This window comes from Paeniglutamicibacter sulfureus, from assembly GCF_039535115.1.
Taxonomy (GTDB): Bacteria; Actinomycetota; Actinomycetes; order Actinomycetales; family Micrococcaceae; genus Paeniglutamicibacter; species Paeniglutamicibacter sulfureus.
In genome coordinates this window covers 2,674,686-2,695,896 of the sequence record NZ_BAAAWO010000001.1, presented here as the reverse complement: position 1 = coordinate 2,695,896, position 21,211 = coordinate 2,674,686, and the positions used below count along the sequence as shown (strand labels likewise).

Here is a 21,211-nt window from a genome sequence, read left to right as displayed (position 1 = left end):
TTGCTATGCCTCCTGGCGGACGCGCACGGTCCGCTGTTCGATGTCCTTGACGCCGTCGGTCGCGACGACGTGTTGCACGAAGATGCCCGGGGTGTCCACGAGGGACGGGTTCAGGTAGTCCTCGTGGATGAGTTCGGCCTCGGCGAAGGTCACGCGCCCGGCCGCGGCGACCAGTGGGTTGAAGTTCCGTGCGGTCATCCGGTAGCGCAGGTTGCCTTCCGGGTCGGCCTCGAAGGCGCGGACCAGGGAAATGTCCGCGACGATGCCGCGTTCCAGGATCGCGGCCCGGCCGTTGAATTCCATGGTTTCCTTGCCCTCGGCGACCGGGGTGCCCACACCGGTGGGGGTGTAGAAGGCGGGGATGCCCGCGCCGCCGGCACGCAGGCGCTCGGCCAGCGTGCCCTGCGGGACGAACTCGACCTCGAGCTCTTTATTGAGGAACTGCTGGGCGAAGAGCTTGTTCTCGCCCACATAGGAGGCCAGGACCTTGGAGACCTGCTTGTTTTCCAACAGCACGCCCAGACCCTTGCCGTCCACGCCCATGTTGTTCGAGACGATGGTCAGCCCGGTGGCGCCCGAGTCGCGCAGGGCGGTGATGAGTCGGTTGGGGATTCCGCTGAGGCCGAAGCCGCCAACCGCAATGGTCATTCCATCGCGCACCGTTGCGGCCAACGCCGCAGCGGCGTCGTCAATGACTTTCGTTGTCATGGTTCTCCTTGTGTCGTCCACGATGTGGAACGCTCCGATGTCCTGCTTTGACCGTACAGATCCGATGATATCCCGGTCAATGGATCGGGCCTATGTGACCTGGATTGCTCGATGGGTGGTTAGTTGGCTGAATCTCGACCATAATATGGACATGAATTCCTCGTTCCCCGGCGCCCAGGTGGTGGGCCGCATGGCGGCGGTGCTGCGTGCCGTCAGCACCGCGATGCCCAGGGGCATCTCCACGGCGGAGGTGGCCCGGGGCACCGGGCTGGCCCGCCCGACCGTGCACCGGCTGCTCGCTGCGCTAACGGCCGAGGGGTTTTGCGACCACGACAACCGGGAGGGGTTGTGGCTGCTGGGCCCGGAAATGTACCTGATGGGAACAGTTGCGGCCGAACGTTACGACATCACCGAGATCGCCCGCGACCACGTTGCCGCCCTGGCCGATGCCACGGGTGAAAGCGCATTTCTCTCGGTGCGGCGGGGAGACGAGACCGTGTGCCTGCTGCGGGCCGACGGGGCATTCCCGATCCGCTCCTTCGTGCTCTACGAGGGCAAGCGCTTCCCGCTCGGCGTGGCCTCGGCGGGGTTGGCGATCCTGTCGTTCCTGCCCGAAAAGGCGATCGAGCGCTACCTGGAAGGCCGGGACCTGGCTGCCGAGCATGGAAGCGACCACGCCCCCGACCCGTTGCGCAGGCGCATTGCCGAGACGCGGGCGCGCGGCTGGGCAGAGAACCCGGCACTGATCGTGGAGGGAAGCTGGGGGATGGGCGCCGCGGTCTTCGATGCCGCGGGCCAGCCCGCCTGGGCGCTGAGCCTGACCGGAGTCGAATCGCGGTTTTCCCCCGAACGGCGTCCCGAGATGGGGCGGCTGCTGATGCACCACGCGCACGAGCTGTCCAAGAAGTTGCGTAGTGACCAAGTGTTGCCCGCGCGCTGAGCCCAGCTCCCTGCGTTCAGCATGAGTCGGCCCAAACCGTAGCCGTCCAAGGCACCTGGGATGAATTCAGCCCAGGGGTCTGCGAATCCAATCAACTGTCGCAGGGCACCGCCAAAAGTTGGAATTCCCGCAGTGCCCCATTGAAGTCCCCCAGGAAAACTCGGGCGCAGGTCAGGAACGGTGGTGCGAGTTTCCATCGAGCTCCGCCGCCAGTAGTTCCCTCGCCTGGGAAAGGTGCCCATCCAACGCGGTGGCCGCCCCTTCTGGGTCGCCGGCCTCGATTCGTTCCAGAATAGCCGCGTGCTCGGCAGCAATCCGAGCGGTGTCGAGCAGTTCCAGCGACTGCACGCGTGTCATGCAGAGTCGAACTTCACCCAACAGTGACCGGTACATCGCGCTGGTCCGCTGGTTGTTCATCGCGTCGACCAAGGCGGTGTGGAATTCCATGTCTGGGTCGATGACTGTCGTTGCCGGCTGCGAAATGCGGGCGGTAATTTCAGCATTCGCGCGCACTGCCGCCGGTGGCACTGTCGTGGTCGTTGCCAGCCGACGCACCACCTCGGATTCGAGGTAGGCCCTGGCAAAATAAATGTCCCTGACCGAGTCGGCACCCAATGTCTTCACGCGTGCCGTTTTGTGGGCACCGCGCTCCAAGAGGGAATCGGCAACCAGCCTCTCGATGGCGGCCTTGGCCGTCGGTCGGGCAACGTCGTAGCTTCCCGCAACGTCGGATTCGGTCAGCGCGGTTCCCTGCTCAAGATCACCCTCATAGATTCGTCGGCGCAGGTCCTCGACGATTGCATCAATGATGGAAAGCGCGGTGACGCGTTGGCTCATGAAGACGGGATCCTTTGACTGGCGGGCAACCGAGACAACAATCGTGACAGATTTTCTCGAATTCAGCTTGATACACAAGTGTACTTGTTAGACAATCATAGGGTCGGTGTGGCGCCGGTCTCAAGGCCGTCGCACAACCGACGGCATATTTTCGATTCATGGAACGGAAGAGCCATATCTTGATTCCCACACTGCGCCGCGCGCTGGCCAATGACGACCAACTCACGCAGCGCCCCATCGACCTGCACGCCTACGCCAACGACGCCTCGCACTTCCTGTTGACCCCGCAGGCCGTGGCGATCCCGAGCAATGCCGCCGAAGTCGGCGCCCTGCTGAAAGCCAGTGCCGAAGTCAACCTTCCCCTGACGTTCCGCTCCGGTGGGACGTCGCTCTCGGGGCAGGGCGTCACCGAATCGCTGCTGGTCGACGTGCGAAAGAACTTCAAGGACATCGATGTCTTGGACAACGGCGCACGTGTACGGGTCCAGCCCGGAGTCACCGTGCGAGCGCTGAACGCACGGCTGGCACTCTACGGTCGCAAGTTCGGACCCGACCCGGCTTCCGAGGCGGCCTGCACCATTGGCGGCGTTGTGGCCAATAATTCCTCCGGCATGCATTGCGGAACCGTTGACAACGTGTACCGCACCCTGGAGTCAGTGGTCATCGTTCTGACAAGCGGCACCGTCATCGACACCGGTGCCCCGGATGCCAACGAGAAACTTCGGGCCCTTGAACCCGCGGTCTTTGCCGGTCTCGAGGCCCTGACCAAGCGGGTGCGCTCCAATGCGGAATCGGTGGCGACCATCAAGCACCAGTTCTCCATGAAGAACACCATGGGCTACGGACTGAACTCATTCTTGGACTACGAAGATCCCGCGCAGGTCCTGGCACATCTCATCATTGGCTCCGAGGGCACCCTCGGGTTCGTGGCCGAGGCAACGTTTAGGACCGTGCCGGCGTACAAGCACGTCACCACATCCTTGATGGTCTTTGATGACCTGTTCACAGCCAACGAGTCGCTCGAGGCGCTGGTGGGATCCGGAGCGGCAACCGTTGAACTGATGGATTCACTGTCGTTGAAGGTGGGTCAAACTCTGCAGGGAGCCCCGCAGATCATCACAGACCTCAACGTGCATTCACATGCGGCATTCTTGGTCGAATACACGGCTTCGAGCGCCGAAGAGCTGGCCGATCGCCAGGCCACGGGAATGTCCCTGGCCAACTCGCTCAAACTCAGCGCCCCGGCGCAATTCAGCCCGGACACAAAGACCCGGACCCAATTGTGGAAGCTGCGCAAGGGCCTCTACGCCTCCGTTGCCGGTGCCCGGGCCCAGGGAACCACGGCATTGCTCGAAGACATCGTGGTTCCGGTTCCGGCGCTGGCGCGGACCTGCGCCGAACTCTCGGTGCTCTTTGACCGGTACGAATACGAGAACTCCGTGATCTTCGGCCACGCCAAGGACGGCAACGTCCACTTCATGCTCACCGACGGATTCCACACCAGCGAACAGCTCGGGCGCTATTCGGCCTTCACCGAGGACATGGTTGAGCTGGTGCTCGGAGAGGGCGGATCGCTCAAGGCAGAACACGGCACCGGCAGGGTCATGGCACCCTATGTTCGCCGCCAATACGGCGACGAACTGTACGACGTCATGCGCGAACTCAAGATGCTGTTGGACCCTGCGGGGTTGCTGAACCCAGGGGTCATCCTGGATGAGGACCCGAAGGCGCATTTACGCCACATCAAGGTCACGCCGGCCGTGGACCCGGAAGTCGACCGCTGCGTGGCCTGCGGTTATTGCGAGCCCGTTTGCCCATCGCGGAACCTGACCCTGACCCCGCGCCAGCGCATCGTGACGCTGCGCGCGATCGAGACAGCCAGACTGGCCGGCGACACCAAGCTTGCGGCCGAACTCGAGAAAGACTATTCCTACGAGTCTGTGGACACCTGCGCTGTCGATGGCATGTGCCAGACTGCCTGCCCCGTGGACATCAACACCGGGACCCTCGTGAAAAAACTGCGGGCCAAGAACGTGAACACGGTGGAAGGTTCGGTGTGGGATGCCGCCGCGCAGCACTGGTCGGCGGTGACCCGGGGCGCCGGCAAGCTGCTGGGTGTCGCAGACAAGGTACCGCTTCCGCTGGTGCTGGGCGCCAACAAGGCAGGACGCGCGGTGCTGGGTGCCGACGTGTTGCCGCTGTACTCGCCGGAGTTGCCGGCAGGCGGGCGTCAGAGAGCACGACCCGCACCGGCGCAAGAACCGGTGGCCGTGTACTTCCCCGCCTGCGTGAACACCATGTTCGGGCCTGCCGACCCACGGCAGGAAGGAATCCAAGAAAGCTTCGGTGCCCTGGCCCGGCGGACGGGAGTGGAATTGCTGGTTCCGGAGGGCATTGATTCGCTGTGTTGCGGGACCCCTTGGTCCTCCAAGGGCATGGAAAAGGGCAGGGCCAGCATGGGGGAGCTCACCATCTCCGCCCTGCGCGCCGCCAGCCGCAACGGCAAACTGCCGATCCTCTGTGACGCCTCATCCTGCACGGAAGGACTGCGCCACGCCATCGAGGAGGAAGTGCCTCCCGCAGGCGGCCTGCCACTGCGGATCATGGACGTGGTCGAATACACGGCCGAGCACATCCTGCCGCTGCTTCCCGCGGGAAAGAAGGTGGCCAGCCTCGCGCTGCACCCCACGTGCTCCTCCACCCGGATGGGCCTGAACCCGGCGCTGCAGACCGTTGCCGAGGCTGTTGCCGACACGATACAGATCCCCGAAAACTGGGGCTGCTGCGGATTTGCCGGGGACCGAGGGATGCTCCACCCCGAACTCACGGCATCGGCCACGGAGGTACAGGCCGCCGAGGTACGCGCCTTCGGCGCGACCACGCATGCCTCGTGCAATCGGACCTGCGAATTAGGCATGACCCGGGCGACGGATCATCCCTACGAGCACGTTCTGGAACTGCTGGAGCGCACCACGCGACCGTGATGCCGGGCCGACGTCCGCGAGCGCTCGCGGGCGTCGGCGGCTGCCCTTGCTCGGGCAGTGGAGACCTGAGAATTGTCGCGCTTGAATTGCCGCGCTCGAATTGCCCACGAGCATATCGGCCTCGGTCTTGTTGCAGACGGACTGAGTTCGGCGCCCTCGGCGCCGGGCGAGTTGTCGGCATGAAATACACCCGCTCCGGAAGGCATTTCGATCGGCAACCATGGGAACAGTAACTGCCATTTGACCAGTCCTTACTCGGTTAATTCGGTTCGGACGCAGGGCTCGCACCTCTTCGATGGCGGGAATGGGCTCGTTGACAAAGGTCTCGAATGCGCGCTTGACAGGTCGTGTGACTTGCCTCATTCTGGATTACTGTAAACCTTTACAGTTTTGGTGTCCGGCATCACTGATGCGGCATTTCGGACCATCAATTCGTCAACGAAGACAGTGAGAGTGAGGTACCGGCGTGGCCAATATCCACGATGTTGCGCGTGCCGCAGGGGTGTCCATCGCTACTGTCTCCCGGCACCTGGCGGGCCAACGGATCCGCTCCACTGCTGCCGTTGACAGAGCCATCGCGGAACTGGATTTTCGACCCAACACCAGTGCGCGCGGCCTGAGGCTGGGCCGCCACAACACCGTCGCGGCCATCGTTCCGGACATCTCCAACCCCTATTTTGCCCAGATCGTCCGCGGCCTCGAGGAAACCATCGCCCCGGCAGGTCTGCGCGTGGTCGTCGCCAGCAGCAACGAGGATGCCGACACCGAGGTCCAGTTGCTGAATCGACTCAGCGATGCAGTCGACGCATTTGTGCTGGTGCCCGCCATCGAATCCGATGCCACCAAGCTCGCGCTGGAAAGGATTGCGCTGCCCACGGTCTTGGTCGACCGCGTCCTGCATGAGGAATCGGCTTTCGACGTCGTCGTGGTGGACAACGCCGCCGGGGCCGAGCTGGCCGCCCGGCACCTGGCCGGGCTCGGCCACACGCTCCTGGCCATCATCAGCGGCCCCCAGACTTCCCTACCCGGCCGGATCCGCCACGAGCAATTCGTCGCCGCCGCCGCGGAGGCCAATGTCGAGATCCCCGAGCGTTTCCGCAAGATCGGGCAATTCACGCAGGACTTCGGATACGAGGCCACCCGCGAACTGCTTGCCGAACCGGAGCGACCGACAGCCATCTTCGTGGGAAACAACCTCATGGCCCACGGTGCGCTCAAGGCCCTGAACGAGGCCCACATCGCCGTTCCCGCCGAGCTGTCCATGCTGAGCTTCGACGACTTCGCCCTGGCGGAACTCCTGAACCCTCCGCACTCGGTCATCTCACGCCCGGCGGGCCTCGAAGGCCAGATCGCCGGAGAGCGGATCCTGCATCGGCTCGCCCAGCCGGACGCGCCTGCCGTCAAGCGCATCCTGCCGGTGAGCCTGACCCTGCGTGCCTCCACGGCTCCTCCTCCGCGCACGGCACCCTGAACGCTCCCTTCACCTCAGCATTCCCCGGCACCCAGCCCAGCACAAAGGACACGGCCCCCAAACATGAACCCGAACACGCCCCGCGCCAGCAAGGTAGTGGTCATTGGCAGCATCACGTGCGACCTGACCACGTTCTCCACCCGCCTGCCAAAGCCCGGCGAGACCATTCTCGGCAACGACTTTTCCATGGTCCTGGGCGGCAAGGGCGCCAACCAGGCGATCGCCGCCGCACGCGCCAACAGCGAGGTCCACATGATCGGCTGCGTTGGCGATGATTCCTTCCGGGACCTGGTGCTGGATTCGCTGAACGCCGAGAACATCGACACCACCTCGGTGCTCAGCGTCGCCGGTCCCACCGGAATCGCGCACATCCGTGTTGACGATTCGGCCGAGAACGACATCGTCATGGTTCCCCTGGCCAACGCCAAACTCGGCGTGCAGCAGGTCACCGACGCGCTGGCCGCACTCGGCGCCCCCGGCGACGTGGCCTTGATCCAGCTTGAGATCCCGCATGCAAGTGCGATCGCCGCGGCGCACCTTGCCCACGCCTCCGGCATGACCGTGGTGCTGGATCCCGCACCGGCGCCGGCCACCGCCTTGGATGAGTCGCTGTGGGCCTCGGTGGACATCGTGACCCCTAACGAAACCGAGGCCCGGCTCATCACCGGCATCAATGTCACCGATGCCGCCACGGCGGTCGAGGCCGGACGCTGGTTCACCGACCGTGGAGTAGGTCGGGCCATCGTCACTCTGGCCGGTGCAGGAACCGTCGTGGTCTCATCCGGGGGCGCGGAGCACTACCCGGCGTTCAAGGTGACGGCGATTGACACCACCGCAGCCGGGGACGCATTCGCCGGTGCGCTTGGCTCCGCCATGGCGGCCGGCAACGAATGGGAAGAAGCACTCAACACCGCCATGGCCTCCGGTGCGCTGGCCGTGACGGTCGCCGGAGCAAGCCCCAGCATCCCCACCCGTGCAGCGGTCGAGGAATTCCTCGCCGCACACAAATAAACCCAGGCCCCCGAACGACAAGGACGTCAAGCGTGCGCAAGAACAACGGAACACTGAACCCGGCATTGAGCCGGGTCATCTCCGAGACAGGTCACACCGACGAAATCGTCATCACCGACGCTGGACTGCCCATTCCGGCAAGCGTCGAGCGGATCGATTTCGCACTGAAGCCCGGCACACCCGGGTTCCTTGAGGTGCTGGATGTCGTGCTCAACGAGATGGAGGTCGAGGGAGTGGTTCTGGCCCGGGAGGTCCAGGACCAGAGCCCGGCGATGTTTAGCGAGATCAAATCCCGCTTCGATGAATTGGGCATTGCCCTGCAGCTGATCCCGCACACCGAGTTCAAGGAACGGACCAAGGGCGCCCGTGCGGCGGTCCGCTCCGGCGAAACGACCTCGTACGCGAACGTCATTCTCCAGGCCGGGGTGGTGTACTAGCCATGGCCGTTGAAATAGTCGAAATCCACAAGTCCTTTGGCGAGAACGAGGTCCTGCGCGGCATCAGCCTGTCCCTGGCTCCGGGGGAAATAGTGTCCCTGGTGGGGGAGAACGGCGCAGGCAAGTCCACGCTGACCAGCATCATCTCCGGCGCCCACAAGCAGGACTCCGGCAAGATCCTCATCGACGGGACCGAGCACAGGTTCTCCGCCCCGCAACAGGCCATGGCAGAAGGCATCCAGGTCATCTACCAGGAAATCAAGCAAAACCTCTTCCCGCACCTGGACGTGGCCACCAACCTCTTTGCCCGCGACCACGAGCGCAGCTTCGGCTCGCTGTTCGTCCGCAAGAACCTCATGCATGCCACGGCCGCCGAGGTCCTGGCCCGGGTGGGCCTGGACGTTGACACCCGCGCGCCGGTCTCCTCGCTGTCCGTGGGGGAGCAGCAGATGGTCCAGATCGCCAAGACCATCCACAACAAGGTGCGGGTGCTGATCCTGGATGAGCCCACCGCGGCCCTTGACCAGCGCGAATCCGAGCAGCTCTTTGAGCAGGTCAACAAGCTCAAGTCCGAAGGCGTGGCCATCATTTACATCAGCCACCGGCTCCCTGAGGTATTTGCCCTCTCGGACCACATTGTGGTGCTGCGCGACGGACAGGTCTCGCTGCGCGGGACCCCGGACGAGCTGACCGAAAAGCAGGTGGTTGCGGCCATGGTCGGTGAGCAGGTCGACGACTTCTATCCCAAGGAAGAACACGCCACGTCCACCGAGCGGCTGGTGGTTTCCGGGCTCTGCCGCGGCGACGACTTCCACGACGTCAGCTTCACCGTGAACGCCGGAGAGGTCCTGGGCATCGGGGGAGTGATGGGCAGCGGCAAAAGCGAGATCCTGCGCTCGCTCTTCGGACTCGAACAGGCGCAGGGGCAGGTGCGCATCGACGGGAAGGATGCACGGGCCAAGAGCCCCAAGCAGGCCATCTCCCGGTCCATCGCCTACCTGACACCCGACCGGCAGGCCGAGGGCCTTGCTTTGGGCCAATCCATCGCGCACAACCAGTCCCTGGCCACGCTCGAGGAGATCAGCGCCGGAGGCATCGTCAGCCGCTCCCGGGAGCGGGCACGGTCCCTGGAAGTCTCCGGCAAACTGAACATCAAGACCACCAGCGTGAACGCCCTGGTCTCGTCCCTGTCCGGCGGAAACCAGCAAAAGGTCCTGCTCGCGCGCTGGCTCTTGAGCAACCCGAAGGTCTTGCTCATGGACGAACCCACGCGCGGGGTGGACGTCGGTGCGAAGGCGGAGATCTACCGAATCATCCAGAACGCCGCGGCCGAGGGAATGGCCGTGGTGATGGTCTCCTCGGACCTCCCCGAACTGGTGGAGATGTCTGACCGGGTGATCGTCATGCGCAATGGCACCCCGGTCGCCGAGTTGAGCGGCCCCCAACTAACCCAGCATTCAGTCCTTGAACACGCTTTGGAGAGTACCTCGTCATGAATCGATTTGCAGCAGTAGCGGATCAACTCCGCGCGGTCTGGATGCTGGCCATCGTGGCCATCGCCCTGGTCATCGCAACCCCGTTGTTCCAGCAACCCACCAACCTCTTGAACATCCTGGTCACCGCGGCGGTGGTCACCCTGCTGGCCATCGGCCAGACCTATGTCATCATCCTGGCCGAGATCGACCTCTCCGTCGGCGCCGTCCTGGGTTTCAGCGCCATGTCTTCCGCCATGGTCATGGCCGAGCACGGCTTCGTTGCCGGCTTCCTCGTCGGACTTGGCGTTGGCGCCGGGGCCGGGCTGGTCAACGGACTGCTGGTCACCAAGACGAGGATGCCATCCTTCATTGCCACGCTGGCCACCATGTCGATTTTTGCCGGGCTGGCGCTGCAGCTCTCGCAGGGCAACCCGGTGGGCGTCACGTCCAACGCGTTCCTGGGCATGGGCCAGGGCAAGTTCCTGGGCATCGCCAACCCCATCTGGATCATGCTGCTGGTCGCCGCGGTCGCCGGATATGTCTTGGCCCGCACCAAGTTCGGCCGGGAGCTCTACGCCACCGGTGACAACGTCGAGGCCTCGAGGCTCTCGGGCATCTCCACCGATCGCGTCAAGATCCTGGCCTTCACGATCTCGGGCGTGCTCGCCGCCATCGCCGGATTCATCCTCACGGCCCGCCTGGGAACCGCCCAGCCGACGGCCGGCACGGGACTCGAGCTTGCAGCCATTGCCGCGGTCATCATCGGCGGCACGTCCCTGGCCGGTGGTCGCGGCGCCATCATCGGCACGGTGATCGGCGGCATCCTGCTGGCCACCATCGACAACGGACTGAACCTGCTCAACGTCTCGCCCTTCCTGCAGAACGTCGTCAAGGGCCTGGTCATCCTGATCGCCGTCTACCTTGACCGGAACTCGGGCATGCTGGCGCGCATCTTCAAGGGCACACCCGTGGGCAAGGCGACCAAGCGGCCCAATGGAAAATTCGTGCTTCCTGCCATCGCCGTGATCGTCGCCATCGCCGTCATTGCCGTCGTCACGGTGGTGAACCGCGGCAATTCCGCGGTCGCCGAGGCCAAGAGCGCGACCCTGGTCATCTCCACGCTGAACAACCCGTTCTTCGTCTCCGTTGCCGACGGGTCCAAGGCCCAGGCCGAGGCGGACGGGATTGCCTTGGATGTGCAAAACGCCAACAACGACGACACCGCCGCGTTGAACCAGGCCACCACGGCACTGGTGAAGAAGCCCGACGTTTTGATCCTGGACCCGACCTCGAGTGAATCGGGTGGCTCGATCGTGCAGCAGGCCAACTCCGCGGACGTTCCCGTGGTCGCCTTCGACCGCATGCCCGACAAGGGCGAGCTGCGTGCCTTCATCGGATACGACGCCGTGGAGGCGGGCAAGAACGGTGCCAAGGCCTTGTGCGAGGCCGTCGGCGGGAAGGGCAATGTGGCCGAGGTCCAGGGCATCTTGGGCACTTCCGTGGCACGCGACCGTTCCAATGGCTTCCGCGAGGGGATGAAGGAATGCCCCGGTGTGAAGATCGTGGCGACGCAGACGGCCAACTTTGACCGCGGAAAGTCCTTGGACGTCACCAACAACATCCTCCAGGCCACCCGTCCCTTGACGGCATCTATGCGGCCAACGACGAAATGGCCCTGGGCTCGGTGGCCGCCGTGAAGTCCCGCAACCTTGTGGGCCAGGTGCAGATCGTCGGCAACGACGGCATCGGAGATGCACTGAGCGCGGTAAAGTCCGGCCAGATGTATGCGACAAACGCAGAGTCTCCCTTCGCCCTCGGCCAGGAAGTCGTGCGGATCGCCGGAGAGGTCGCCGCCGGAAACGACGTCAACAAGGAACAGGTCCTGCAGGGCCGGATCGTCGTCAAGGACGATGTTCCCGGATTCTGCGACTACCTCACCGGTCTCGGCGACGCCACCACATGCAAGTAACAGGCAACAAGACAGGAACAACGATGACCGAGAACACCGTGGACGGCCCCGAACTGGCCGGCCTGATTGACCACACGCTGCTGACGCCAGAGGCGACCCGGCAAGATGTACTGGCCGCGGCGGCCGAGGCGGCCGCGCTGGGCACCTATTCGCTTTGCGTCTCCCCGGCCATGCTGCCGCTGCCCGAAAGCACGGTTCCCGTGGTCGCAGTGTGCGGATTCCCCTCCGGCAAGCATTCGGCCGCCATCAAGGCCACCGAAGCCGCCGAGGCCGTGGCCAACGGCGCCTCGGAGATCGACATGGTCATCAACCTGGGCCTGGCCACGGCCGGGGACTTCGCCTCTGTGGAAGCGGAAATTGCCGCGGTCCGGGCGGCAGTGCCGGCACCGCGTGTCCTGAAGGTGATCATCGAATCGGCAGCGCTCAGCGATGCCCAGGTCATCGGCTGCTGCGAGGCATCCGAACGCGCGGGCGCCGATTTCGTCAAGACCTCCACCGGCTTCCACCCGGCGGGCGGCGCCAGCATCCACGCCGTGGAATTAATGGCCAAGACCGTGGGCGGGCGTTTGGGCGTCAAGGCCTCGGGCGGCATCCGTGACCGCGAAACCGCGCTGGCCATGATTGCTGCCGGTGCCACCCGGCTGGGGGTTTCGGGCAGCAGGAACCTGTTGCAGGGAACGGCGGCAACCTCGGGCTACTAATGCCCAATGCCAACGGGAGAAGGACGGTGCGCAAGCACCGTCCTTCTCCTTTTACCGACACTCACCGAGGGCACCGGCGCCGATTCCTTGCGAGTTGACCTACCGCGGTGTCCGCCCCGGTTCTAGGCTTGGAGCATGTCGCAGGAAGATCCGTCCTCCGCGGACATCGAAACGACCGACAGGCAAGCCGCCGCGAATGCAATGCCGCCCAAGACGGGGCACCGCACATTCATGCATGTGCTGGTCAATACGGCCCTCGCGAACGTCATCACCAGCTTCCTCTGGTTTGCCCTGACCTTCTGGGTGTATCTGGAAACCCGTTCGGTGCTGGCCACCGGGCTCATTGGCGGCACCTACATGCTGCTGGTTGCGTTCTTTGGCCTGTTTTTCGGGGTGCTGGTGGACAGGTACCGCAAGCACGCGGTGATGGTGGGTTCCACGCTGTTTACCGTGGCCTGCTTTGGGGTGGCCGGGGCAATGTTCATGCTGGTTCCCGAGGCCGATCTGATGAGCCTGACCGGGATCTGGTTCTGGCTTTTTGCCCTCGTGATCCTCATTGGCGCGGTGGTCGAGCAACTGCGCAACATCGCCCTGTCCACCACCGTGACCCTGCTGGTGCCCGCGGACCGCCGGGTCAACGCCAACGGCTTGGTGGGGACGGTGCAAGGCCTTGCGTTCATGATCACCTCGGTCTTCAGCGGACTGGCCATCGGGTTCCTGGGGATGGGAGGCGCGATCATCATTGCGCTGGTGGCCTGCGGTGCGGTGCTGGTGCATCTGCTGGTCCTGCGGATTCCGGAGCCAAAGATCGTGCGGGCAGAGGGGCGCGAGAACTTCGCCGATCTCCGTGCCGGCATCGCTGCGGTGCGGGCCACCCAGGGACTGTTTGCCCTGATCCTGTTCACCACCTTCAACAACCTGACCGGCGGGGTGTTCATGGCGCTGATGGACCCGTACGGCCTGACGATCTTCCCGGTGGAAATCTGGGGCGTGGTGCTCGGGGTGACCGCCACCGGGTTCCTGATCGGCGGCGGACTGGTGGCCAAGTTCGGCCTGGGCAAGAACCCGATCCGGACCATGCTGATCCTGGTGGCCTGCACCGGCGTGCTGGGTGCCACGTTCACGATCCGCGAGTGGTGGTGGCTTTATGCGGTGGGGATCTGGATTTTCATGATGATTATTCCCGCGGTGGAGGCGGCCGAGCAGACGGTGATCCAGAAGGTGGTGCCGTACAAGGTCCAGGGCAGGGTGTTTGGCTTCGCCATGACGTTCGAATCGGCCGCCGCTCCGATCACCGCGTTCATGATCGCGCCGCTGGCCGAGTTCTGGATCATTCCCTACATGGCCTCCGACCCGGGCAAGCAAAGCTGGGGTTGGCTGCTAGGGGAGGGGAACGCCCGCGGGATCGCGATGGTGTTCCTGGTTTCCGGGATCGCCTCGATCATTCTTGGGCTTGCTGCACTGGCGACCAGGTCCTACCGGCGGCTCTCGATCGCCTATGCCACGGCTCCGGAGAGCGCGCCGATCGCGGAGGGCCAACAGGACGTGGAAGCCACTTCCGACGACGATTCCTGAACGCCGATTCAGGCGGGTTGATGCCCCGCACCAAGGTTGCGCTCGATCCGGCGATCCGGGACCAGCCAGAGCACGGCAACGGCCACGAAGAACGCGACGCCCAGGTAGCCCCAGACCCTGTCGTGTTCGCCGCCCAGCAGGGCGGCAAGGATCCCGAGGGTGTAGAGCACCAGGGACGCCTTGCCCTTCCGGTCCGGTCCCATGGCGCGCTTGAGCGCCGAGTCGGCGCCCTGCCCGCGGATGATCACGCGCTGCAGGATGAGGTAGGCGGCTGCCGCCGCCAAAAGATTGATGCCGTAGGTGACGACGGGCGTCCTGGCCAGGGAGCTTTCATCCATCCAGGCGGTGCTGAACGGCAGGAGGGACAGCCAGAAGAGCAGATGCAGGTTGGCCCAGAGGACTCCGCCGGTGATCTTCTCGGTGACCTGGAACATGTGGTGATGGTTATTCCAGTAGATGCCGATGTAGACGAAGCTCAGCAGGTAGGTCAGCAGGCTGGAACCGATGACCGGGAGGAGCGAAGCCAGGTCGTGGCCCTCGGGAACCTTGAGTTCCAGGACCATGATCGTGATATACCGTGTCTTTCATCTGCACGAATTGCCACGGGTCGGCCGCGTCCGGCCGCCGAGGGACTCGAGAGGAGCACGACATGGAGAAGAAGACCGCCCCGGAACCGGTGCGCGACCAAGCCCGGGACCACCTGCTCACGCCGCAGAACTGCGTGTTGGCGTTGATTGACTTCCAGCCCGAACAGTACGGGACCGTCACCTCGACCACGCGCGAGCGGATCGACCTCAACGTGGTGGCGCTGTGCCGGCTGGCCACGAAGTTCGGGGTGCCCGTGGTGCTGTCCACCGTCGGGGTGGACATGGGCGTGAACCAGGGAACCAGTCAGGTGATCAAGGACGAGTTGCCCGGTGTGAGGGAGATTGACCGCAGCGGGGTGAACGCCTGGGAGGACGCGGACTTCCGCGCGGCGATTGAGGGCACCGGGCGCCGCAAGGTGGTCATCGCCGGATTGTGGACCGAAGTCTGCCTGACCTTCCCGACCCTGGACATGCTCGCCGAGGGCTATGGCGTCTATCCGGTGGCGGACGCCGTCGCCGCCGGCGCCCAGCCGGTGACGGCGATTTCCTTCGGCTCGGAGCTCATGCGCAACTGGGCCCGCGAGGACTCGGACAAGCTGCGCGAGGTGATGCGCTGGTACTTCCCGCGCAAACAGGAACTCGACGCGGACGGCAAGTAGGACCGCTACCCCCCCGAACGCTCAGCGGCGCAACCGCAGCGCACCCGATGTCCGCCGGGCCCGGGCGTACTGTCGTGCCGCAGATCTGGCGATGCCTTCCTCCCGCTTGAGAATCTTTTCGCACGCGTGCCGGGTATCCTGCCGTAGGGAAGGTTCGGCGGCCAGAGATTCGAGGAAGGCGCGGGTCATCACGCTGTCCTGGTGGTTGCCCAGGATCTTCTGCAGCCGGCGTGCCCGGTGGGCCAGGGTGGCGGCCCGTTTCGAGTGGATCCCGGCGGCGGATTCCGCGGCGTGCAGCAGCCGCTTGGTGTCCTTGCGCAGCCGGTGCAGCGCCACATCGCGGTCGTGCCCGGGTTCGGTGCGCACCATGGCCCGGTACGCGCGGTCAACGATCCTGGCCTGGTCGTTGACCGATGCCGCGACCTCGGTGCCGGCGGGGCGGCGGGCAGGTTCCCTGGCCGGGGGATCGTCCCGGAATCGCTCGAGGTCCTCCAACAGCCGACGATAGCGCCTGGACTTCAAGGCCTTGCCCACCCGCCGGTGTCCGGCGTCGAGGGCATCGCCAAGCCCGCGTTCGAGGGACTCCACGAGAACCTCGGTCCGCCACTTCGCGGGCAGCTCCTCGATGCGGTCACGGAGTCGTTCGCGCACGACCTCGGCATCCCGGGAACGGCCCAGGGCCTTGGCCAGCCATTTGAGCTCGTGGCCCAGACTCCGGCGTGGGCTTGCCTCGAAAAGATGCCCGTAGATTTCCAGGGCGGAGCGCAGCCGCCGGGTTGCCGATCTCATGTCGTGGACGGCTTCCGGGCTGCCGGAACGAACCTCGGGATCTTGGATGAGCAGTTCCTTGATTTGGTCGTCCAGGTAGCCGATGGCCACATCCAGGACGGTCCCGTTTTCGCGCTTCGCCGGGTTGCCCGAGGTGTGGCCGGGCGGCGGCGGGTCGGCGGGTCCCCGGGCATTGGCCATGGCGTGCATCCTTTCCCGGAACCTCGAACACGGGTGGCCTCCGCGGGCAGATCCCGGGCGGCCCGCCGCGGTTGCGTCAATCCCGATTCTAGAACCCGGAGGCCAACCCGGACATATGCGGATCTGGGCAGGCAATGGGCAGCAGTCACCCGCGCCGACCCCTCGGCCGGAGGAGACAGCATCTACCTGCCGCCCAACGGTCCGGGCGGATTCGGGATGTTCTTTCAGCCGGGAACCACGCCGCGGGCGCGAGGTCCAGCGCCTGATCGGGCTCGGAGCCACGCACCAGTGGGACGTGCTCGACGAGGTGCCCTACGTCCGGTGGACCACCCTCGCCGATCCGGAGGGCAACCTGTTCTGCGTGGCCGAGCACCCGCCGGTGGACCAGCAACGCGCATAGGGACGGGCGAAGTATCGGCTGTCGAACGGAAGCGACGTCGGGCGTCGCACCGCTGACGGGCTGCTGGAAATGGAAACTTGAAGGAACTTGCTCAGGCCACGAGCTGGTGCTGCCGCGAGTCCACGGTGGGCGCATTTCCGGGTTGCGGTGAAGCGCTCGCCTCGGTCACCTGGTCCATGGAGATCCCATGGTCCAAGGCTGTTTGGATGATGGCGTCCAGCGCATCGGTACGCTCCTGAAGGAGCACCCGGGCGGAGGAGACGTCTTCGGTTGCTGCGCGGATCAGATCCAGCTCATGCACGGTTTTTCCCTTTCATTGGCTTCAAAGTTCGCATCTTGAAGGCTAGCCTGTCCACCTTTGCACGCCATGAATGGCGGGTTAAATCGAGGATTCCCATGGATCCGGTACCTGCTCAAACTGGCTGCGCCTCGTTCAACGCCTACCTGTTTGAACGATCCGCCATGCTCCAACCAAGGGCTCCGGCCAACCCTGCCGCCGCGTGAACCGTGGGTTCGTTGTCCACGGCAGAGCCTCATTGCCGGACTCGGCATGGATTCCCAGCAAACACCAAGAAAAGAATCCTAAGTTAGGGAATGTTCCTGTTTTCATCTATCGAAGGAGGGCCTCATGGGTCTCGATGACAAGATTGGCAACAAAGCAGAAGAAGCCGCCGGAAAGATCAAGGAAGAGACCGGCAAGGCCACCGACGACGAGAAACTGCAGGCCGAGGGGGCTGGCGAGCAGGCTGCTGCGAAGACCAAGCAGGCCGGCGAACACCTCAAGGATGCTGCAAAGGACGTGACGGGTCACTAATCCCGCCACATCGCCCAGCAACACAGGCTCCCCGTGCGGAGATCCAAGCAACATCGGATCCCACACGGGGAGCTTCCTTGTTCACCCGTCGGCAGCCGCTCCGCGCCACCGGCAGACGGACGGCGACGGTCAGGGCTAGGCCCTCGGGCAAACAGCGTGCGCAGGTGCGCCGTCTTCAATGTCCATTGTTCGGTTCAACGAACAGGGAAAAGCCTTCATATCGGAGCTCCTGAGAGATCGGATGGCGGCCGTTTCTTCCGAGGACGCGTCCGGGCAATCCACCGGTTCGACCGGGACAGTATTTCCCTGCGCGCGCAGACCATTGATAAACCCCCGGTGAAAAGCGATGATCAAGACATAGTCGCGATCGGTCGAAGTTTTGCCGACGCGGACCGATGCTCCACCCCCTGAGGGAAGGATTGGTTCCATGGCCATCGCCGCACTGCTCTGCTGGCTCGTCACCGCAGTCCTGGGTCTCACGATGTTCGGCCTATGGCTGCGCAACGGCGGTCTGCGTGCTGCCCGGGGAGATGCCTCCTTCCCGACGCGACTCGTGCCGCCGCTGATCTTCGGCCACCTCTTCCTCGCGGTTGCCGGCTTGGTGGTGTGGATCATCTACATTGTCAACAAGGAGGTCCTCCTGGCCTGGACCGCGCTCGGCCTGCTGGTCCTCGTCGCAGTCCTGGGGGAGATGATGTTCCTGCGCTGGAAGAACGGCAGGACCGAAGGTACCCCGGAATCGCGGTTCCCGCTCGCGATCATCTACGGGCACGGCCTGTTTGCGGTGGCCACAGTAGTCCTGGTGTTGCTGACCGCATTGGGCATTGGAACTTGATCCAGCCGGACAATGCCGGCATTCCGAATACTGGGCCATCTGGAGGTAAGGCAATGAGTAGCGCATCGAACAGTGAACGGCTCGAAGGCGAACCAATATCACTTTGGGTTGCCACCGGCGGAACCACCGACTATCCCGGCCCGCGCGGCGACGTGGAGGTGGACGTTGCGGTGATCGGCGGCGGTATCGCCGGATTGACGACGGCGTTGACGCTCAAGCGCGCCGGCCGGAGCGTGGCGGTCATCGAAACCTCCAAGGTGGGCACCGGCGTCACCGGCCACACCACCGGCAAGGTCACCTCCCTGCATCGGCTCGCCTACACCGACTTGCGCGACAGCCACGATGCGGACACCGCCCGGGTCTATGGCCAGGCCAACGAGGCAGCCATCCGCCATATCGCCGACGTGGTGGCCGCCGAAGGCATCGACTGCGACTTCCGCACGGTGGCCAACTACACCTACGCCGAATCCGACGACGCCCTGGCACGCGTGCGTGCGGAGGCCGAATTTTCCACGGAGCTTGGCCTTCCCGCCACGTTCACGGCCGATGTGCCGTTGCCTTTCCCCGTCAAGGGTGCGGTCAGGTTCGACGGGCAGGCGCAGGTGCATGCCGTGAAGTATCTCCAAGGGCTCGCCCGGGCCGTCAACGGGGATGGCAGCTTCGTCTTCGAGGGGACACGTGCGACGGACATCCAGGAGGGCTCGCCCTGCATCGTCAGCCTCGATGGGGGCATCGTCCGGGCGCACGACGTCGTCGTCGCCACGAACGTGCCCTTCGGCGACCAGGGGCTGTTTGACGCCCGGTGCCTCGCGCACCGTTCCTACCTCGTCGCCGCGCAGGTGGACGATGCGCCGCTGGACGCAACGTTCATCAGCGTCGACGAACCCATGCGCTCCATCCTGACCGTCGCCGTGGACGGCAGGAACTATGTGCTCGCCGGCGGGGAGGGGCACCGCGTCTCCGAATCCGGCGACACGGCCGAGCGCTACCGCAGGCTGACCGCCTTTGCCCGCGAGGCCCTGGGTACCGGGGAGATAGCCTACCGGTGGTCGACGCAGGACGGCATTCCGCTGGACGGCCTGCCCTACGTGGGTCTCATGTCTCCCACCGCCAAGCACGTGTACGTGATCACCGGCCTGCGCAAATGGGGCCTGACCAACGGAACGGCCGCGGGCCTGATTCTTGCCGACAACATCACTGGCCGGGAGAACCCGTGGGCGGAGGTTTTCAACAGCAACCGCGTCACCCCGGTGGCCAGCGCGAAGCGGCTCATCGGGGAGAACCTCAAGGTCATCGCGACCGATCTGACCAGCAAACTGGCCCGCCATCGCGACCGCGCGGAATTGGCGCCCGGTCAGGGGGAGGTGCTCGAGACCAAGGGCGAGAGCACGGCCGTTTACAAGGATGCCGAAGGGCAGCTCCATGCCGTTTCGGCCATCTGCACGCACCTGGGCTGCACCGTTGAATTCAACTCGGCCGACACCACCTGGGACTGCCCCTGCCACGGATCCCGCTTCGCCACCGATGGCAGCGTCATCCAGGGACCTGCCATCGACGCCCTCCAAGCCAAGCCGGTGCCCTGGGCCGACGTGGAAGAGGGGGCCGGCGCCGCCGGAGACGCCACGCCCGCAGCCGACTAGATGGTTGAGGAGCCGATGGAGAGAGGCGGGCATTTGCTGGAATCCGCTCGCCTCCCTCTCTTGGACATTGGCAGTTAGGACAGCGGAATCCGCAGGAGATCCTGGCCAACGGTCAGATCTCCCGAGAAGTCCCGCTTCACCGTCTGACGCCAGCGTTGTACAGGCCAATCCATCGGCACGAGGTGATTCAGAACCAGTCGGCCAACTCCGGCTTCCTCCGCCACCTTGCCAACTTCATCCGCAGCCGTGTGGGCCCCGAGCATGTGCTGGTAGCCGGCCTGGACTTGCGGCGAACGCGGCTCCGGCATTTCCCCGTCAAGCCATTCGCGGGAAATGGCCTCGTGCACCAGCACGTCGGCACCCTTGGCGAGTTTGACCAGGTTCGGCGTGCGCGACGTATCGCCGGAAAAGACCACGCTCCCGGCTTCCGTCTCGAATCGGTAGGCGAATGCGGGAAACACCGGTGCATGTTGGACGAGGATGCAGGTGACGCGGACCCGGTCGTCCTCGTAGACCTGCACCGGTTCCATGTCTGGAACGTTGTTTCCATTGGGATCGGCTATCAAATGCGAGGGCAGCTCGATATCGCGCGCCTTGACGAGTTGATCGGGGCTCTTCGCATGGTTGTCGGCGATCCGGTCATTGAAATCGGTGGCAAATGCGCGCTTGATCAGTTCCCAGGTTTCGGTGGTTCCCGGGGTCGGGTTCTCCGGGGCCACCACCGGTCCGCGAGCCCCGCCACCGAATACCGGTGGCAGCATTCCACGGTTCCCGGGACCAATCAATTCAACTGGACGATCGACCATTTGAAGGCCGTTGAAGATCCCCGAAGTGAAGAGACTATTGAGATCCACGATGTGGTCCGAATGCAGGTGGGTTATGAATACAGCGCGGAGCGCGTCGAGCGGTCCGCCGCCCGGCACTTGCCAGTTTCCCAGCCGAGCCTGCCGCAGTCGTTGCAGGACGCCGTGGCCCGCATCCACCAGATAGTATCGGTCACCGACCCTCAGGGCGCTTGCAATGCCCTCGCACTCGGCCCCTGGCATGAAGGTAGGGCCACCGCCAACACCCAGGAGGATCACCTCGGTATCGGACGTGGATCCTCGGGCGCCACGCACGGAGGCCTGGCCGGGTGCGGCGCCTATGGCCGTGGCTGCCCCGGCCACCAGCCCGGACTGCAATAAACGTCGACGTGAAAG

At 64.6% G+C, this 21,211-nt stretch carries 19 protein-coding genes and 1 pseudogene; 14 read left to right on the top strand and 6 right to left on the bottom strand.

The window, feature by feature from the left end; translation table 11 throughout:
* Positions 1 to 3: 3 nt before the first annotated feature.
* A complete protein-coding gene (locus tag ABD687_RS12310) occupies positions 4 to 708 on the bottom strand; it encodes a CoA transferase subunit A (RefSeq protein ID WP_310290788.1) in 705 nt (234 codons plus the stop codon).
* Between the two features lie 151 nt (positions 709 to 859).
* Between ABD687_RS12310 and ABD687_RS12305 the strand changes: the two genes are divergently transcribed.
* A complete protein-coding gene (locus ABD687_RS12305; protein WP_377700277.1) occupies positions 860 to 1,648 on the top strand; it encodes an IclR family transcriptional regulator in 789 nt (262 codons plus the stop codon).
* A 171-nt stretch (positions 1,649 to 1,819) separates the two neighbouring features.
* Here ABD687_RS12305 and ABD687_RS12300 read toward each other — a convergent pair whose 3' ends face one another.
* Positions 1,820 to 2,485: a GntR family transcriptional regulator gene (locus ABD687_RS12300; RefSeq protein ID WP_310290792.1), complete on the bottom strand. Its 666-nt coding sequence runs from the start codon at positions 2,483 to 2,485 to the stop codon at positions 1,820 to 1,822.
* 158 nt (positions 2,486 to 2,643) lie between these two features.
* On the opposite strand from ABD687_RS12300, the gene ABD687_RS12295 reads away from it, so the two are divergent.
* From ABD687_RS12295 to ABD687_RS12255, 8 genes and pseudogenes are all read left to right on the top strand, one after another.
* Entirely contained in the window at positions 2,644 to 5,469 is a 2,826-nt protein-coding gene (locus ABD687_RS12295) for an FAD-binding and (Fe-S)-binding domain-containing protein (RefSeq protein WP_310290794.1), read from the top strand.
* A 466-nt stretch (positions 5,470 to 5,935) separates the two neighbouring features.
* Entirely contained in the window at positions 5,936 to 6,940 is a 1,005-nt protein-coding gene (locus ABD687_RS12290; protein WP_302263948.1) for a LacI family DNA-binding transcriptional regulator, read from the top strand.
* Between the two features lie 63 nt (positions 6,941 to 7,003).
* Complete coding sequence (locus tag ABD687_RS12285) at positions 7,004 to 7,951, top strand: ribokinase (protein ID WP_302263950.1); 948 nt, start codon at positions 7,004 to 7,006, stop codon at positions 7,949 to 7,951.
* 32 nt (positions 7,952 to 7,983) lie between these two features.
* Positions 7,984 to 8,388, top strand: coding sequence for a D-ribose pyranase (gene rbsD, locus ABD687_RS12280; RefSeq protein WP_302263952.1), 405 nt, complete (start codon positions 7,984 to 7,986; stop codon positions 8,386 to 8,388).
* A 2-nt stretch (positions 8,389 to 8,390) separates the two neighbouring features.
* On the top strand, positions 8,391 to 9,884 hold the full coding sequence (locus ABD687_RS12275) for a sugar ABC transporter ATP-binding protein (protein WP_302263953.1): 1,494 nt from the start codon (positions 8,391 to 8,393) through the stop codon (positions 9,882 to 9,884).
* Positions 9,881 to 11,832 (top strand): annotated as a pseudogene (locus tag ABD687_RS12270) (ABC transporter permease/substrate-binding protein). The gene ABD687_RS12275 and the pseudogene ABD687_RS12270 overlap by 4 nt, the downstream one beginning before the upstream one ends.
* A 23-nt stretch (positions 11,833 to 11,855) precedes the next feature.
* Positions 11,856 to 12,533: a deoxyribose-phosphate aldolase gene (deoC, locus tag ABD687_RS12260; protein ID WP_302263956.1), complete on the top strand. Its 678-nt coding sequence runs from the start codon at positions 11,856 to 11,858 to the stop codon at positions 12,531 to 12,533.
* A gap of 135 nt (positions 12,534 to 12,668) precedes the next feature.
* Positions 12,669 to 14,108, top strand: coding sequence for an MFS transporter (locus ABD687_RS12255; RefSeq protein WP_302263957.1), 1,440 nt, complete (start codon positions 12,669 to 12,671; stop codon positions 14,106 to 14,108).
* 8 nt (positions 14,109 to 14,116) lie between these two features.
* On the opposite strand, the gene ABD687_RS12250 is transcribed toward ABD687_RS12255, so the two are convergent.
* Positions 14,117 to 14,671 carry a TMEM175 family protein gene (locus ABD687_RS12250; RefSeq protein ID WP_302263958.1) on the bottom strand — a complete coding sequence of 185 codons (555 nt, stop codon included), beginning with the start codon at positions 14,669 to 14,671 and terminating at the stop codon, positions 14,117 to 14,119.
* 86 nt (positions 14,672 to 14,757) lie between these two features.
* Between ABD687_RS12250 and ABD687_RS12245 the strand changes: the two genes are divergently transcribed.
* On the top strand, positions 14,758 to 15,354 hold the full coding sequence (locus ABD687_RS12245) for an isochorismatase family protein (RefSeq protein WP_310290798.1): 597 nt from the start codon (positions 14,758 to 14,760) through the stop codon (positions 15,352 to 15,354).
* Positions 15,355 to 15,375: 21 nt separating this feature from the next.
* Here the strand turns inward: ABD687_RS12245 and ABD687_RS12240 are convergent, their stop codons facing one another.
* Positions 15,376 to 16,323 (bottom strand): CHAD domain-containing protein, encoded by a 948-nt coding sequence (locus ABD687_RS12240; protein ID WP_310290801.1) that lies wholly within the window; start codon positions 16,321 to 16,323, stop codon positions 15,376 to 15,378.
* Positions 16,324 to 16,438: 115 nt separating this feature from the next.
* On the opposite strand from ABD687_RS12240, the gene ABD687_RS12235 reads away from it, so the two are divergent.
* A complete protein-coding gene (locus ABD687_RS12235; protein ID WP_310290803.1) occupies positions 16,439 to 16,723 on the top strand; it encodes a VOC family protein in 285 nt (94 codons plus the stop codon).
* A 91-nt stretch (positions 16,724 to 16,814) separates the two neighbouring features.
* On the opposite strand, the gene ABD687_RS12230 is transcribed toward ABD687_RS12235, so the two are convergent.
* Positions 16,815 to 17,024: a hypothetical protein gene (locus ABD687_RS12230; protein ID WP_310290805.1), complete on the bottom strand. Its 210-nt coding sequence runs from the start codon at positions 17,022 to 17,024 to the stop codon at positions 16,815 to 16,817.
* A gap of 327 nt (positions 17,025 to 17,351) precedes the next feature.
* Here ABD687_RS12230 and ABD687_RS12225 point away from each other — a divergent pair, with 327 nt between their 5' ends.
* From ABD687_RS12225 to ABD687_RS12215, 3 genes are all read left to right on the top strand, one after another.
* Positions 17,352 to 17,537, top strand: a complete 186-nt coding sequence (locus tag ABD687_RS12225; protein ID WP_264268719.1) for a CsbD family protein — start codon at positions 17,352 to 17,354, stop codon at positions 17,535 to 17,537.
* A gap of 427 nt (positions 17,538 to 17,964) precedes the next feature.
* Positions 17,965 to 18,372, top strand: a complete 408-nt coding sequence (locus tag ABD687_RS12220; RefSeq protein WP_310290809.1) for a hypothetical protein — start codon at positions 17,965 to 17,967, stop codon at positions 18,370 to 18,372.
* Positions 18,373 to 18,425: 53 nt separating this feature from the next.
* Positions 18,426 to 20,012, top strand: coding sequence for an FAD-dependent oxidoreductase (locus tag ABD687_RS12215; RefSeq protein WP_310290812.1), 1,587 nt, complete (start codon positions 18,426 to 18,428; stop codon positions 20,010 to 20,012).
* Positions 20,013 to 20,086: 74 nt separating this feature from the next.
* Here the strand turns inward: ABD687_RS12215 and ABD687_RS12210 are convergent, their stop codons facing one another.
* Positions 20,087 to 20,995, bottom strand: coding sequence for an MBL fold metallo-hydrolase (locus ABD687_RS12210; protein ID WP_344760992.1), 909 nt, complete (start codon positions 20,993 to 20,995; stop codon positions 20,087 to 20,089).
* Positions 20,996 to 21,211: the final 216 nt, after the last annotated feature.

What these genes read in the sequence shown, in the direction of transcription:
- ABD687_RS12310 (WP_310290788.1), bottom strand. Translation starts at nt 708, where the DNA reads ATGACAACGAAAGTCATTGACGACGCCGCTGCGGCGTTGGCCGCAACG.
- ABD687_RS12305 (WP_377700277.1), top strand. Translation starts at nt 860, where the DNA reads ATGAATTCCTCGTTCCCCGGCGCCCAGGTGGTGGGCCGCATGGCGGCG.
- ABD687_RS12300 (WP_310290792.1), bottom strand. Translation starts at nt 2,485, where the DNA reads ATGAGCCAACGCGTCACCGCGCTTTCCATCATTGATGCAATCGTCGAG.
- ABD687_RS12295 (WP_310290794.1), top strand. Translation starts at nt 2,644, where the DNA reads ATGGAACGGAAGAGCCATATCTTGATTCCCACACTGCGCCGCGCGCTG.
- ABD687_RS12285 (WP_302263950.1), top strand. Translation starts at nt 7,004, where the DNA reads ATGAACCCGAACACGCCCCGCGCCAGCAAGGTAGTGGTCATTGGCAGC.
- ABD687_RS12275 (WP_302263953.1), top strand. Translation starts at nt 8,391, where the DNA reads ATGGCCGTTGAAATAGTCGAAATCCACAAGTCCTTTGGCGAGAACGAG.
- deoC (WP_302263956.1), top strand. Translation starts at nt 11,856, where the DNA reads ATGACCGAGAACACCGTGGACGGCCCCGAACTGGCCGGCCTGATTGAC.
- ABD687_RS12255 (WP_302263957.1), top strand. Translation starts at nt 12,669, where the DNA reads ATGTCGCAGGAAGATCCGTCCTCCGCGGACATCGAAACGACCGACAGG.
- ABD687_RS12250 (WP_302263958.1), bottom strand. Translation starts at nt 14,671, where the DNA reads ATGGTCCTGGAACTCAAGGTTCCCGAGGGCCACGACCTGGCTTCGCTC.
- ABD687_RS12245 (WP_310290798.1), top strand. Translation starts at nt 14,758, where the DNA reads ATGGAGAAGAAGACCGCCCCGGAACCGGTGCGCGACCAAGCCCGGGAC.
- ABD687_RS12240 (WP_310290801.1), bottom strand. Translation starts at nt 16,323, where the DNA reads ATGGCCAATGCCCGGGGACCCGCCGACCCGCCGCCGCCCGGCCACACC.
- ABD687_RS12235 (WP_310290803.1), top strand. Translation starts at nt 16,439, where the DNA reads ATGCGGATCTGGGCAGGCAATGGGCAGCAGTCACCCGCGCCGACCCCT.
- ABD687_RS12225 (WP_264268719.1), top strand. Translation starts at nt 17,352, where the DNA reads ATGGGTCTCGATGACAAGATTGGCAACAAAGCAGAAGAAGCCGCCGGA.
- ABD687_RS12220 (WP_310290809.1), top strand. Translation starts at nt 17,965, where the DNA reads ATGGCCATCGCCGCACTGCTCTGCTGGCTCGTCACCGCAGTCCTGGGT.
- ABD687_RS12215 (WP_310290812.1), top strand. Translation starts at nt 18,426, where the DNA reads ATGAGTAGCGCATCGAACAGTGAACGGCTCGAAGGCGAACCAATATCA.